This window comes from Paenibacillus glycanilyticus (genome assembly GCF_051200795.1).
GTDB classification, from domain to species: Bacteria; Bacillota; Bacilli; order Paenibacillales; family Paenibacillaceae; genus Pristimantibacillus; species Pristimantibacillus glycanilyticus.
The window spans coordinates 841,103-854,205 of the sequence record NZ_CP195155.1; the positions used below are offsets into that span (position 1 = coordinate 841,103).

General features: G+C 52.9%; 12 protein-coding genes. 8 read left to right on the plus strand and 4 right to left on the minus strand.

From position 1 onward, the window contains the following. The first annotated feature begins 51 nt into the window (after nucleotides 1–51). Nucleotides 52–465 carry an RDD family protein gene (locus ACR9FF_RS03905; RefSeq protein ID WP_435169158.1) on the plus strand — a complete coding sequence of 138 codons (414 nt, stop codon included), beginning with the start codon at nucleotides 52–54 and terminating at the stop codon, nucleotides 463–465. Between the two features lie 6 nt (nucleotides 466–471). Here the strand turns inward: ACR9FF_RS03905 and ACR9FF_RS03910 are convergent, their stop codons facing one another. Then, entirely contained in the window at nucleotides 472–1,398 is a 927-nt protein-coding gene (locus tag ACR9FF_RS03910) for a helix-turn-helix domain-containing protein (RefSeq protein ID WP_116394028.1), read from the minus strand. Nucleotides 1,399–1,529: 131 nt separating this feature from the next. Between ACR9FF_RS03910 and ACR9FF_RS03915 the strand changes: the two genes are divergently transcribed. The 3 genes from ACR9FF_RS03915 to ACR9FF_RS03925 all read left to right on the plus strand — a co-directional run bounded on the left by ACR9FF_RS03915 (nucleotide 1,530) and on the right by ACR9FF_RS03925 (nucleotide 5,518). After that, nucleotides 1,530–2,507: a Gfo/Idh/MocA family protein gene (locus ACR9FF_RS03915; protein ID WP_435169161.1), complete on the plus strand. Its 978-nt coding sequence runs from the start codon at nucleotides 1,530–1,532 to the stop codon at nucleotides 2,505–2,507. Between the two features lie 19 nt (nucleotides 2,508–2,526). Next, nucleotides 2,527–3,510, plus strand: coding sequence for a Gfo/Idh/MocA family protein (locus ACR9FF_RS03920; protein ID WP_435169163.1), 984 nt, complete (start codon nucleotides 2,527–2,529; stop codon nucleotides 3,508–3,510). 217 nt (nucleotides 3,511–3,727) lie between these two features. Beyond that, nucleotides 3,728–5,518: an alpha-1,3-galactosidase-related protein gene (locus ACR9FF_RS03925; protein ID WP_435169165.1), complete on the plus strand. Its 1,791-nt coding sequence runs from the start codon at nucleotides 3,728–3,730 to the stop codon at nucleotides 5,516–5,518. A gap of 91 nt (nucleotides 5,519–5,609) precedes the next feature. On the opposite strand, the gene ACR9FF_RS03930 is transcribed toward ACR9FF_RS03925, so the two are convergent. Continuing rightward, on the minus strand, nucleotides 5,610–6,125 hold the full coding sequence (locus tag ACR9FF_RS03930; RefSeq protein WP_435169167.1) for a tetratricopeptide repeat protein: 516 nt from the start codon (nucleotides 6,123–6,125) through the stop codon (nucleotides 5,610–5,612). 99 nt (nucleotides 6,126–6,224) lie between these two features. Here ACR9FF_RS03930 and ACR9FF_RS03935 point away from each other — a divergent pair, with 99 nt between their 5' ends. Next, nucleotides 6,225–6,701, plus strand: coding sequence for a hypothetical protein (locus ACR9FF_RS03935; protein WP_435169169.1), 477 nt, complete (start codon nucleotides 6,225–6,227; stop codon nucleotides 6,699–6,701). A 233-nt stretch (nucleotides 6,702–6,934) separates the two neighbouring features. Here the strand turns inward: ACR9FF_RS03935 and ACR9FF_RS03940 are convergent, their stop codons facing one another. After that, nucleotides 6,935–8,542, minus strand: a complete 1,608-nt coding sequence (locus ACR9FF_RS03940; protein WP_435169171.1) for a glycoside hydrolase family 43 protein — start codon at nucleotides 8,540–8,542, stop codon at nucleotides 6,935–6,937. A 214-nt stretch (nucleotides 8,543–8,756) separates the two neighbouring features. Between ACR9FF_RS03940 and ACR9FF_RS03945 the strand changes: the two genes are divergently transcribed. Then, on the plus strand, nucleotides 8,757–9,638 hold the full coding sequence (locus ACR9FF_RS03945; RefSeq protein WP_201006733.1) for an AraC family transcriptional regulator: 882 nt from the start codon (nucleotides 8,757–8,759) through the stop codon (nucleotides 9,636–9,638). A gap of 97 nt (nucleotides 9,639–9,735) precedes the next feature. Then, entirely contained in the window at nucleotides 9,736–11,346 is a 1,611-nt protein-coding gene (locus ACR9FF_RS03950) for an ABC transporter substrate-binding protein (RefSeq protein WP_435169174.1), read from the plus strand. Here the strand turns inward: ACR9FF_RS03950 and ACR9FF_RS03955 are convergent. Beyond that, nucleotides 11,343–12,119, minus strand: coding sequence for an exodeoxyribonuclease III (locus ACR9FF_RS03955; RefSeq protein WP_435169176.1), 777 nt, complete (start codon nucleotides 12,117–12,119; stop codon nucleotides 11,343–11,345). The two genes, ACR9FF_RS03950 and ACR9FF_RS03955, sit on opposite strands and share 4 nt — an antisense overlap. Nucleotides 12,120–12,272: 153 nt before the next feature. On the opposite strand from ACR9FF_RS03955, the gene hisA reads away from it, so the two are divergent. Continuing rightward, nucleotides 12,273–13,025: a phosphoribosylformimino-5-aminoimidazole carboxamide ribotide isomerase gene (gene hisA / locus ACR9FF_RS03960; protein WP_317982128.1), complete on the plus strand. Its 753-nt coding sequence runs from the start codon at nucleotides 12,273–12,275 to the stop codon at nucleotides 13,023–13,025. Nucleotides 13,026–13,103: the final 78 nt, after the last annotated feature.

Consider the following 13,103-nt stretch of genomic DNA (forward strand, 5'->3'; position numbering starts at 1 on the left):
CGTATTTTTCTAGAAATACTATAAAACTTAACGTTGAAAGCAGGGGCAGTAATGAAGAATAGACTACTGGCTTTTTTTATTGATTACATCTTGGTTCTGTTTATTTTTGTTCCAATTAGTATCCTAATCAATATTAATTCGACTGAAGAAAACTCTAATCGGCCATTTGAAATATTTTATCCGCTTCTGTTCCTAGTGCTGTTTGTTATCTCTAATAGAGATCTTATAGGCGGCAGAAGCATCGGCAAAAGAATTGTAGGGTTAGGTGTAAGGGATTATTCTAATCCTGATAACACGCCAGGGAAATGGAGGCTTTTTCTCCGGAATATATCTCTGATTGTGTGGCCGGTGGAACTCTTCCTATTGCTGATTAAGGGGAGAAGGCTGGGCGATTTGATCATGAGAACTAAGGTAATTGAACTCAATAAAAAGCAATCGGAAAATGGAAATGCGCTACCTGAATGAGCCGGTCTACGCATCGCTCCTTGCTTCGCCCCGAAGCAGCCGCCGAGCATATTCCTTCGGCGTGCAGCCGTTATATCGTTTGAACAGCTCGTAGAAATGCGCCATATTTTCGATGCCGACGCTTGCGGCGATGGAGGAGACGCTGGCGGGCTCTGCGACAAGCCTATGCGCGGCTTTAAGTATGCGCTGACGGTTTACGTAATCGACGAACGAAACGCCAACCGCTTTTTTGAAATATTTGGAGAAATAACTGTAATTCATCCGGGCGATCCGGCTTACCTCGTCCATGTCGATGCGCTCGTTCAAATGGCGGCTTACATAGTCGAGGACGGGGCGCATGACAGTGTCGTCCACGAATTCGTAGCTCTGCAGCAGCCCGCGGCTGTCGTGGCGGAGCAGCGTCAGCAGCAAATGCTTGATATGCATGCTTGCGGCGATTTCGTATCCCTTCCGCTTGCCGATCATTTCCTCGTGTATGCCCGTCAGGATGCCGGCCATCTCCAGCCTGGCTGCCGCGTTTTCCCGAAAGATATAGTTCAGCTCCTCGAGCGGGCGAACGAGCTCAGAGAAGTGCCGGTAATACATCATCATCGCCGGGTCGAAATAACGCTGCAGATCGACATGCAGCACGATATAGATCAGAGGCCCGTCCGACGTCTTTTGGCTGAGATGGAGCTGGGAGGAGCCGACGATGGCGACATCCCCCGCGTCAAGCGCATAGCAATGGCCGGGCGTATGGAGATTCATGGACCCATTCTGCACCAGAATGAGCTCGACCTCCTTGTGATAATGCCAGCGCCTGTTCGACGGGCCGGGCTTCGACTCGTCCGTGAACTGCCACGCTTTGATGCAGAGATGCTGGTTCTGGTAATGGATCGGCTCTTGAAATTGTTCCTGAACGTTTTCCGGAGCATGTACCTGAACGTCTTTCACCGGTTGATCGCCTTCTTTGCGCCATAGTCAATTTGGATACAAAAGGCCCAAATATCGTAATTGTGGCCCGCAAACCCTCGTACTAAGATCATTCATGTGAAGTATACCATAAAAGAAGGAGAGTGTCCGAGATGAGAGTAGCGGTGTTAGGCTGCGGTGGCATGGGGCATGTGCATGCGCAAAGCTTCGCCGGAATGGCGGATGCGGAGTTAGTCGGCGTATGCGACATCGATGCGGAACTGGCCGGCGAGCTAGCCAGCAAGACGGGAATGCGGGCCTTCTGCTCTTTCGCCGATATGCTGGAAGAGACGGATCCGCAGGTCATCAGCATCGCGCTGCCGAGCTATTTGCACAAGCAAGCTGTACTGGAGGCGGCGGAAGCCGGCAAGCATGTGATTTGCGAGAAGCCGGTCGCGCTGTCGCTGGAGGATACAGACGAGATCATCGAGGCATGCCGCCGTAACGGCGTTCGGCTGTTTGTTGGACATGTCGTCCGGTTTTTTCCTGAATACGAGCAGGTACGCAGGCAGATTAAAGAAGGGAAAATCGGCGAACCCGGCGTAGCCCATACGAAGCGGGTCGGCGGCCATCCCGGAATCGCGAGAGACTGGTTCAAGGACCATGCGAAAAGCGGCGGCGTTATCGTCGACATGATGATCCATGACATCGATTTTATGAGGTGGATCTGGGGAGAGGTCAAATCGGTCTACGCCATGAACGCCTGCAAGGACGACTCGGATTACGCACTGGTGACGCTGGAATTCGCAAACGGGGCTGCAGCCAACCTGGAAGCGCATTGGGGCGACCCCGGTCCGTTCCGGTATGCGGCCGAAATTTCCGGCTCCGCGGGACTGATCCGTCTGGACAGCGCGGCTTCCGGCTCGCTGCATGTCCGCACCCGCGCCCAAGCCGAACGGGATGGGCGGTTCGCCGAAATTCCGCAAAGCCCGGGCGTTCTGAGTCCGTACGACCGGGAGCTGGCGCATTTTCTGGCGTGCGTGCGGGACGGCGCGGAGCCGCTTGTTACGGCGGAGGATGCGCGGGAGGCGCTCCGCATTGCGCTGGCCGCGCTGGAATCGATACAGACGGGAAAAGTCGTTTTATTATAATCGCAAGGAGGAGTAAACGGTGAAAAAACTGAAAGTAGGTCTGATCAGCTTCGCGCACGGCCATGCATACAGCTATTTGGCGAGTCTGGCTGCTATGCCGGAGGTCGAGATCGTCGGCATCGCCGACGAATCGCAGAGCCGCGTAGCCTCGATCGTCGAACGCACCGGCCTGCCTTACTATGCCGACTATCGGGAGCTGCTCGCTACCGACGCCGATGCCATCGTCATCTGCTCGGAGAATGTCCATCATGCCAGGCATGCGATCGCGGCGGCAGAGGCGCGGAAGCATGTGCTGTGCGAGAAGCCGCTTGGCATCTCCGTCAGCGAAATGGAACGGATGATCGCCGCCGCACGGGATAACGGCGTCCAACTGATGACCGCTTTTCCGTGCCGCTATCTGCCGGCCGTGACCGGCGCCAAAGCCGCGATCGAGCGCGGCGATATCGGCGACATCGTCGCCGTCAAAGGAACCAACCACGGGACGAATCCCGGCGGCTGGTTTACCGACAGAGCACTGTCGGGCGGCGGAGCGCTGCTTGACCATACGGTTCATGTGATGGATCTGCTCAACTGGATGATTGGCTCCGAGGTTAAGGAGGTTTACGGATACGCGGCATCGCGGTTCGGCGAAACGAAAATCGACGACGCGGGCCTCGTTCACGTGAAGTTCGCCGGAGGCGCCTTCGCCGTCATCGATACGAGCTGGTCCCGGCCGAAATCGTTCCCGACCTGGGGCGACGTAACGATGGAAATCATCGGCACGAAAGGCAGCATCTCTGTCGACGGCTTCGCCCAGAAGAATGAGGTGTACAGCGATCTGGCCGGCAAAGGCAGCTGGAGCTATTGGGGCGACGACATGGATCGGCTGATGATCGAATCGTTCGTAGGGTCGCTGCTGGAGGGCCGGCCGGTGCCGATAACCGGCGAAGACGGCTTGCGGTCCGCCGCCGTGGCGCTGGCCGCCTACGAGTCCGCGAAGCTGGGACAGCTGGTCGCGCTGTAAATGCAATAGACAGGCCGATGGAACCGAAAGGCGTCCGTCGGCTTTTTGCCATCTCCAGGGTCGATAATTGACGCGCATAAGCAGATGTGGTTATAGCCCGGACAGGCAAGTTTGGATCCAGGCAATCAGGTGGTTCGTTGTCCGCTCCCGCAATCGATATTGAACGGGCTAGTTAATCATTGTAAAGTATATTAAGCGCTTAACTTATTATTTGAGGATGGTGTTGATCATTTCAGAGAATCCGGTTGTTATCCGCTTGACTGATTATGGAGCGGTTCCCGATTCGGGGGCGGACGCTCAGCCGGCCATGCGCCGGGCCATTGAAGCCGCATCGCGCGTTCAGGGACCCGTCCTGCTGGATATTCCGCGGGGACGCTACGATTTCCATCCGGACGAGGCCGTCCGGGCGCCTTATTATATTTCGAATACGGCCAGCGAGTCGGAGAATCCCGACGTGACGAAGACGATCGGCATTTTGCTCAAAGGGTTGAAGGATCTGACGCTCGAGGGCAACGGCGCGCTGCTTGTCTTCCACGGCAAGATGACGATGCTGGCGATTGACGGCTGCGAAGGCATACGGATCCGCAATCTGCATGCCGATTACGAATGGCCTACAGTGACGGAAATGACCATCACCGCCGTGGGAAGCGATTATTTCGACGCGGAGGTTCATTCTGACAGCCGTTATGCGATTGAGGGGGGCCGGCTGGTCTGGATTGGAGAGGGCTGGCGGTTCACGAAAGGGCCGATGCAGGAATACGACCCCATCCGTGATACGACCTGGAGGATCTACAATATAGTTGAACGGGCATCCAAGGTGGAGGAGCTGGCGCCGAACCGGCTGAGGGTTTTTGTTGAGGATGGAAGCGAAATATCCGGCCTGACCGCAGGCCGGGTATTACAGATGCGCGACGGCATCCGCGACCAGGTCGGAGCATTTATCCATCGGAGCCGCGATGTATCGTGGAGCGGAGTTGGCATGCATTTCATGCATGGCCTTGGGATCGTCGGCCAATTCAGCGAGAATCTAAGCTTCAAGCAGATGGATTTCTCGCCCCGCGCGGAAACGGGCAGGACGGTGACCGCGTTCGCCGATTTTATCCATCTGTCGGGATGCCGGGGGAAGGTGGAAATTGCGGACAGCCGGTTCGTTGGCGGCCATGACGACCCGATCAACGCGCATGGCACCCATCTTCGGATTGTTGGCACGCCGGCGCCGGATCAACTGGTGCTGCGCTTCATGCACCATCAAACCTACGGCTTCGACGCCTTCATCCCTGGCGACGAGATCGAATTCGTTCGTCACGCCTCGCTGCTCGCCTACGGCTCGGGCACCGTCAAGACGATGGAGCGGCTCAGCCCGCGCGAGGTGCTGCTAACGCTAGAGGCGCCTGTCCCGTCGGACATCCGTCCGGATGACGTCGTCGAAAACGTGACATGGACGCCAGAGGTGCGGATCACGGGCAATTATTTCGCCCGCATTCCAACGCGTGGCGTACTCATTACGACGCGCCGCAAGGTCGTCATCGAGGACAACCTTTTCGAGCGAATGACGATGAGCGGCATTTCCGTAGCCGACGACGCCGAGAGCTGGTATGAGTCGGGGAAGGTAGGGGACCTGACGATCCGGAACAACCAGTTTATCGAATGCGGCGGGCCGGATCACCCTGTCATCGTGATCGCTCCGGAAAATACCGAGCTGGATGTCGCCCGGCCAGTGCATGCCGGTATCCGCATCGAGGGCAACAGGATCGAGACGCGGGACGCTGCGGCGCTTGGCGCGAAAAGCACGGGACTGATCGATTTTATAAGCAACGAGATCGTCATGACTGCGGATGCGGATAAGCCTGTGCGAAGTCTCATAATGCTAACGGCCTGCAGCGGCGTGCGAATCGCCGGCAACATCCTAACCGGCGAAGGTCTTGAGCGGGATGTCCGATTGCGGCAGATGCCGGCGGATGAAGTGGTTGTCGAAGCGGGCCAGGGGCTGCGGACAATAGCGGAATAGCAACATGAAGGCGAACAAGCTCGCCGAACGGCTCCAAACGGAGGCGGTGGGCTTGTTCGTCTGGATGCCGTGGATGTTTACCATGCAAGGGCTATTCGTTTAAAGCCGTTTCATCGAGATTATCCTTGTAATAGTTTATTCCGCGCTTGAAATATTGAAGCTTCTCGTCCGTGGTGCTCTCCATGAGGTTAGTGATCAGAAGCTCTACGCTTTCCTTGTAGTTTTGGCTGTTATACAGCGCCATGGCGAGAAATACTTGAATAGCTCGGTTCTCAGGAAATTCCTTCATCCCTCTGCTCAAAGTCGCGACCGCTTTGTCGTATTGTCCCCAGTAACGGTAAGTGCTGCCGAGTCCCATCAGGCATCGTTCCAGATCAGCACCGGACAGTCCTAACTCGATTGCCCGTTCGTAATAAGGGATCGCTTTATCTCCAAGACCGGAATTATCGCAGGCGATCCCCATCTGGTAATTAACCTCCGCATCATCGGGATATTCGGATAGCAGTTCTAACAGCTGTTCGCGTACCTCGCTTAAAATCTCTTGATCCTGCTTTGCTCGTCCTTCTTCGCGCCGTTCTATGATATTGCTTAGATCGTCCCTTGTCATCGTCTCATCATTCCTTTTAATACTCTTTTATCCAAAGTATATGAATGCCCTGACAATATCAAGAAATACTATGCAAATAAACAATTGCGGGGTAAGGATATGAATACAATACATAAATATATAATCTCAAGTGTACTAGCCTTGGCAGTTGTTATCTTGTTTGCCGAGTCAACTAGAAGCGGTGTGGTGCTTGCCACTCAACCTGTATCTAGAGACATCAGTTATCTAGGAGAAATTAGTCCTTTAATTACACAGAAAATTAAATCTGCCGCTATTACTAGCCCGCACAATAAGAGATTTCCACTTACTAAAGATGAGGTGAATAATTTCATTGATTTCTTTAATAAATTATCAAAGAAAGATATTACCCGGTACTATGGACCAGTTCCAAAGGGAGGACCGCTAAGGTTACAAATCACCTTAGAATCAGATCAGAAGGTTTCTCTGCTGCTTAACGGAGATTGCATATTGTTTTATGGTGATGGAAAAAAGGTTTCTCAGGTCTATAAACCTGGTTTAGGTATGTTTACTGTATATAAAACAAGGCATTACAAACAAAAAAGGAAGGCCCAATAAAGCGGCCTTCCTTTCTTTCGGTCCCCCAAAAAATAAGACAACGGCGAGGAATAGAGGGAATTGTTCTCCTAGAGGAGCGGAGCGCTTGCCTTTGTCAGTGTGAAATCTGGTTAAACGAGTATAATCAAAATTTCACACGGGCAACAGCAACCGGAAGGAGAACAATTCCCGCCATGACGAGCTCAGATGTCTCCGAATCCCGCCAGCTCAGATGTCCTTTTCCTCTTCTGAGTCTAGTTGTCTTTGTAAACAAAATAGTCAAAGTCTGCATACAAGCCTCTGCCCGAAGTATCCTGGCATTGCATGCCGACAAATGCGCCGGTGAAGAAGCCGCCGCCCTGAATGTAATCATCCGACAGCTTATGCGACTCGAAGGTAACCGGCAGCGTTGTCCAGCTGTCGCCGTCGAACGAGTACGAGTAGCGGTACGTCAGCTCCGTGACATTAACGCGGAGGAATACGTATTCCACGTTGTTCGGGATAACAACCTCGGAGCCTTGCAGCGGCTGCGAGAACGAGAAGTTATCGCAGGCAACCAGCTCAAGAATGCGGCCTTTCTCTTCGTGACGGGTAATCTGGCAGGAGGTCCAGTTCTGCGTATTATAGTAGTTCACCAGACCGGCGGATTGCTGGAACGACTCAGGGCTAAACGCTACCTTTGTCTCCGCGGTGAAGTTAAAATGCTGCCAGCGGCGGGCAACAAAAGCCTGCGTGAACTTCGAAGTCAGCGATTCTTTCCCGTAGATACGCAGATGGCCCGGGTTGTCTTTCAAGGATACAATGTTCTCGCCGAGCGGAATACGCAACGTCTGGAAATGGTGATTCAGCGTCTCCGAATCGAACTCGTCCTTCTCGGGGAAGTCGGGTCCCCACACCACTTCTTCGATGTTTGGTCCTTCAATAGTCAGCGAAGGTTTATTGCCGCCTACCACATAAGGCCAATCGTTATGCCATTCCAGACGTTGAATAGCTGTTTCCCGTCCAAGCGGGCAATAGCCGCGCGGGTCCAGCAATGGTTGTCCTTCGCGGGAGAGCGGACGCCCTACCAGGTGGACAAGGAACCATTCATTCGTATGCGTCTGAACGATGGAAGCATGTCCCGCTTTTTGCAGCGCAATCCGCGGATGGGCATGCGAAGAAATAAGCGGATTTTCCGGATGCACCTCATACGGTCCACGGAGATCCTTCGAGCGGGCAATCGTCGCCTGATGATCGTATTTTGTACCGCCCTCAGCAGTCAGGAGGTAGTAATAGCCGCCTATTTTGTACAAATGCGGCGCTTCCGTCAGCTTAATATCGGTGCCTTTGAAAATGATTTCCGCTTTGCCGACCAGACGCTGCTCGGCCGCATCATACTCCTGCAGCACGATCCCGTAGAACGGGTGATTGCCAACGCGTTGATCCCACATCATATTTACGAAATATTTTTTGCCGTCCTCATCATGGAAGAGGGAAGGATCAAAGCCGGAGCTGTTCATATGAATCGGCTCGGACCATTCACCGTCAATCGTATCGCAGGTAACCAGGTAGTTGTGGCAGTCCTTCCACTGGCCTTCAACAACCTTTACGTCCGTGTAGATCAGCCAGAACTGATTGTCGCTGTAGGACAATTGAGGCGCCCAGATCCCGCCGGAATCCGGGTTGCCCATCATGTTCAACTGGCTCAGACGATTCAGCGGACGGGAAGCAAGCCGCCAGTTTTTCAGATCCTTGGAATGGTAAATCCCCACGCCCGGGAACCACTCGAAGGTCGATACCGCAATATAATAATCTTCGCCTACGCGGCAAATGCAAGGATCCGGATTAAAGCCTGGTAAAATAGGGTTCGTAATAGTAGCCATTTCGACAAAAATCTCCTCTCATCAGATCAGCAAATTAGCCATTGGAAAGACTGGAGATGTATGGTATTTACCATTCTCCGCTACCGTCTTATTGTGGCTGGTATGTTATAATATCTTTATATTATCAAGGGATTAAGCGCTATCCCATATCCATAGCAGGATATAATTTACCCAAATCGATCATGCTGGGGCAGCCGCCGGAGAGGAAATTGAAATGGAGCAAAAAGAACGTCAAAAAAGGGAGTATATGCTGCCCGATATGGACTCGACCTTCCGGGTGTTCGGAGCCCACTCCCGAACCGTTGATCCTGGCTGGAGTTATCCGCTTCACAAGCATCCGTTGTTTGAGATCAATCTGGTTCTGACGGGTACCCAGCAGTTTAGCGTTGAACGGGAAAGCTACACGCAACAGGCGGGCGACCTGCTACTCTTCAGGCCTGGCGACCTGCATGAAAGCCGGGTGTCGGGGGAGGAAGACATGACGTATTACTGCCTTCATTTTGACGTGGACGAGCCTTCCTTCCGCGAGCTGCTCTGCCGCAGTCCAAGATGCTTTTATCCCTCGGACAGCGAGCTTGCTATGGCGATAAGGCCGGCGCTGGACAAGCTGATCGGATTAACGGTGTCGCAAGAAGCGGTGCTGCGAACGGAAGCCCGCATGCATGTCCTGTCCGCGTTATTCGAGCTGTTTGCCTCCCTTAGCGGTACATTGTCCAAGCTGAATCAGGACCCTGCCGGCCTTAGAAATTCGGAGCTGGCTTCGCGGGTCGCTATCATGCTGGAGGAAGCGGTGGAGGAGGCTGCGGCTGCCGGACTGATGAACGACAAAGATACGGTCACCTCGATTGCCGCTGCGGTCGGATACAGCACCTCGTCGGTGAACCGTCTGTTTAGTAGGGCTTTTGGCGTATCCCCGAGGCAATATTTATCCACGATTATGCTGAAAAAGGCGAAGCTGCTGCTGATGGATCCTGAGCTGACGATTGAAGAGATCTCCTCGAGACTTGGCTACAACAATATTGCTCATTTCAGCAGACAGTTCAAGCGGTGGACCGGGGAAGCGCCAAGTCGTTTCAGGGATAGATTCCACGATTAGACATATAGTGGTAAACTATAGGAAGAGGTATCTTTCGCGAAACGCATGCTTCCGGCAGTCGTTTACGCTTGGATTGTTGAAGAGGAGTGAAGCAGCCATGCATAACTTTAGTCGTATGCGCTCCCTGTTAGGACTGCTGATAGCTATGCTGTTTATCCTATCGGCATGCAGTAGAACGGAACTATCCATGAAGCCGATCTCCTCGGCAAAAACCGTTAATATCGGAGTAACGTACTCCCCAAATACTCTTAATCCATTGTCGCCTGTTGGACAGGTCTCTTCTTATATTTCCGGTTTAATGTATTTGCCGCTTTTTGAACTGGATCAGGATCTGGCCTTTAAGCCGATGCTGGCGGATTCCATTACAACATTGGATCATAGGTTATTTACGATCAATCTGAGTCCGGCCGCCAAATGGAGCGACGGGAGTCCCGTCACGGCGGATGATGTTGTTTTTACGCTGCAGCTGATGACAAGCAGGGAGATTGCTTCGACTTATGCGTATATGTTTTCCATTATAGAGGGGACAGATTCAGCGGGGTTCCGGCTGCAGGAGCAGTTGGGGTTAACCGGCGTGCAAGCCGTGGACGAGCATACGCTTACGATAAAAACCAAGGAACCGACAACCTTAACCATTATGCAGGACGCTATAGGCCGGAACTTGTTTACGCTTCCCAAAAAAGCGCTTGAGAATGCATCGGTTGATCAACTGAGGAACGGTGATTTTGTGCAAAAATCAGCTGTCGTCAGCGGTCCTTATCAGTTCGATAACTACGTGCGGGATCAACTTGTCCAGTTGAAGGCAAACGCCGGTTATTTCAAGGGAGTGCCAAAAATCGGCCGGTTAAACTTTAAAATATTGAAGGGCCAGGCGCTTGCCGATCAGCTCGAAAGCGGAGATGTGGATCTCAATATTCCGTCGTTTGGGGTTATCCCGATTGAAGATTACGGTAAAATCAAATCGCTCCCGAATGTGACAACGATCAATGGGCCATCCGTTGCGACCCAATTCATGTATATCAATGAACAAGAGCTGCCGGATGCAAGGCAAAGGAAAGCAATCTCTTACGCGATCAACCGGGAGAGGATTGTCAACGATCTGCTGCGGGGAGCGGGAGAGACGGTAGACGGATTATTCACCAGCTACAGCCCTTACCTTGACCCGTCGGTCAAGCAGGCGGAATATGATCCGGACAAAGCAAAAAGCCTGCTCGCGGAGTCAGGCTGGATACCCGGTACAAAGCTGACGTTATCCGTCTTGGCCGGGGACAGCACGCTGGAGCAGGCAGCCCGGATGGCAGCCGATGATTTGAAGGCTGTTGGAATAGACGCGGAGATTCAGACGGTAAGTCTGGACGCTCTAATCCATAAAATCGTTGAAAGAGACTACGATCTTGGTGTTATGACGGTCTCGATGTCACTCGTTAACCCTCTGCCGGACGTTAGCTATTTTCTGCAGGAGGGCAATCCCAACGGGTACCGTAATCCCGAAGTGGACATGCTGCTCGCTTTCCTGAAATCGGAGAAGACCGAAGCCGACATTAAGGAATCCTACAGCAGGCTGCAGCAAATTATGGCGGAAGATGTGCCGATGCTGTCCGTTTACGCGACCCGTTCATTGGGCGCAGTGAATAATGCTGTCACCGGCGTACATCCTTCCGATTACGGCATGTTTATTGATGTGCAGGATTGGGACATTAAGCGTTAAGCTTGATGTCCCTTTTCCATGTCCAGGGTGAGCACAACCGGGCAATGGTCGCTGCCGAGAATTTGGGAATCGATGCCGGCATCAGCAATGGACGGAGCAAGTCTTGCGGATGTTAGGAAATAGTCGATGCGCCAGCCGACATTCCGTTCTCTGATCTTCGGCATAAAAGACCACCAGGTGTACGCATCCGTCCGATCCGGGTACAGGTAACGGAAGGAATCGATAAATCCGGCGTCAAGCAGACGCGTCATTTTTTCCCGTTCCTCGTCGGTGAAGCCGGAGTTGCCCCGGTTCGACTTCGCGTTTTTCAGATCGATTTCCTGATGAGCCACGTTCAAGTCCCCGCATACGATCACCGGTTTATGTTCATCCAGCTTAGTGAGATAACCCCTGAACATTTCCTCCCAAGCCAGCCGGAAATCCAGCCTCGACAGGTCCCGTCTGGCATTTGGCGTGTACACCGTTACGAGATAGAAGTTCTCATACTCAAGCGTAATTACCCGTCCTTCGTTATCCTCGTCCTCTTCGCCTAAGCCGTAGCTTACGGATAGAGGCTTGTGCTTCGTAAAGATCGCCGTGCCGGAGTACCCTTTTTTCTCGGCATAATGCCAGAACAGATGATAAGCTTCGCCAAGCTCCAGGTTAATCTGTCCTTCCTGAAGCTTCGTCTCCTGCAGGCAGAAGAAATCCGCGTCCATCTCGTTAAAATAATCCAAAAATCCTTTATTTACACAGGCTCTAAGGCCGTTTACATTCCAGGAAACAAACTTCATCAGTCGCGAATCTCCTTCTCTATTAACTCTCGTATTCTAGTGTAACATACGCCCATCCGTTCGAAGGCTTTAAAATTTTGCCTATGCGGCATACGACATAGCGGACAGTTCTGTTACAATAAAAGGACTTAAAGACGAGAAAGAGGAGATCGCATGAAGTTCAGACCGTGTATCGACCTGCATAGCGGGAAAGTGAAGCAAATTGTCGGAGAGACGCTGGATGCCAATCCGGGGCGCGTGGTTGAAAATTTTGTGTCCGAGCATGACTCGGCTTATTACGCATCGATGTTCAAGCGGGATGCGCTGACAGGCGGTCACGTCATTATGCTGGGCGGAGGAAATGAAGAAGCGGCATTGAACGCTTTGCGCGAATACCCGGGAGGCCTGCAGATCGGTGGAGGGATTACGGCGGACAATGCGGCAAAATACCTCGAAGCGGGCGCTTCGCAGGTTATTGTGACGTCTTATATTTTCCGTGACGGCGAGCTGAATATGGACAACCTGAAGCGGATTGTCTCCGAGGTTGGCAAGGACAAGCTTGTGATTGATCTAAGCTGCAAGCAAAAGGACGGAAGCTGGTATGTCGTGACGAACCAATGGCGGACCTTCAGCAGCTTCCAGGTGAACGAAGCGAATCTTCGCGAGCTGGAATCGTATTGCAGCGAGTTTCTCGTGCATGCGGTAGATGTGGAAGGGAAGCGGACGGGCATTCTGGAAAGCTTGGTGAAGCAGCTGGCGGATTGGGTAACGATCCCGACGACCTATGCCGGCGGCGCCCGATCGCTGGAGGATCTCGAGCTGTTCCGCCGTTTGACAGGCGGCAAGCTGGACATCACGATCGGCAGCGCGCTGGACATCTTCGGCGGCAACCTGTCTTACGATGAGGTCGTGGCTTACTGCCGGTAGAGAGAGTTGTTTTTCGCTTAATAGCAGGAGCACGAGAAAATGTATCTTCTTCCGCTGCTGTTGCCTTCCCTTTGCCTG

Bases quoted from the DNA above. Each gene is read 5' to 3' on its own strand.
- ACR9FF_RS03925 (WP_435169165.1), top strand. From the start codon at position 3,728: ATGGTGTTGATCATTTCAGAGAATCCGGTTGTTATCCGCTTGACTGAT.
- ACR9FF_RS03905 (WP_435169158.1), top strand. From the start codon at position 52: ATGAAGAATAGACTACTGGCTTTTTTTATTGATTACATCTTGGTTCTG.
- ACR9FF_RS03955 (WP_435169176.1), bottom strand. From the start codon at position 12,119: ATGAAGTTTGTTTCCTGGAATGTAAACGGCCTTAGAGCCTGTGTAAAT.
- hisA (WP_317982128.1), top strand. From the start codon at position 12,273: ATGAAGTTCAGACCGTGTATCGACCTGCATAGCGGGAAAGTGAAGCAA.
- ACR9FF_RS03950 (WP_435169174.1), top strand. From the start codon at position 9,736: ATGCATAACTTTAGTCGTATGCGCTCCCTGTTAGGACTGCTGATAGCT.
- ACR9FF_RS03945 (WP_201006733.1), top strand. From the start codon at position 8,757: ATGGAGCAAAAAGAACGTCAAAAAAGGGAGTATATGCTGCCCGATATG.
- ACR9FF_RS03935 (WP_435169169.1), top strand. From the start codon at position 6,225: ATGAATACAATACATAAATATATAATCTCAAGTGTACTAGCCTTGGCA.
- ACR9FF_RS03930 (WP_435169167.1), bottom strand. From the start codon at position 6,125: ATGACAAGGGACGATCTAAGCAATATCATAGAACGGCGCGAAGAAGGA.
- ACR9FF_RS03915 (WP_435169161.1), top strand. From the start codon at position 1,530: ATGAGAGTAGCGGTGTTAGGCTGCGGTGGCATGGGGCATGTGCATGCG.
- ACR9FF_RS03940 (WP_435169171.1), bottom strand. From the start codon at position 8,542: ATGGCTACTATTACGAACCCTATTTTACCAGGCTTTAATCCGGATCCT.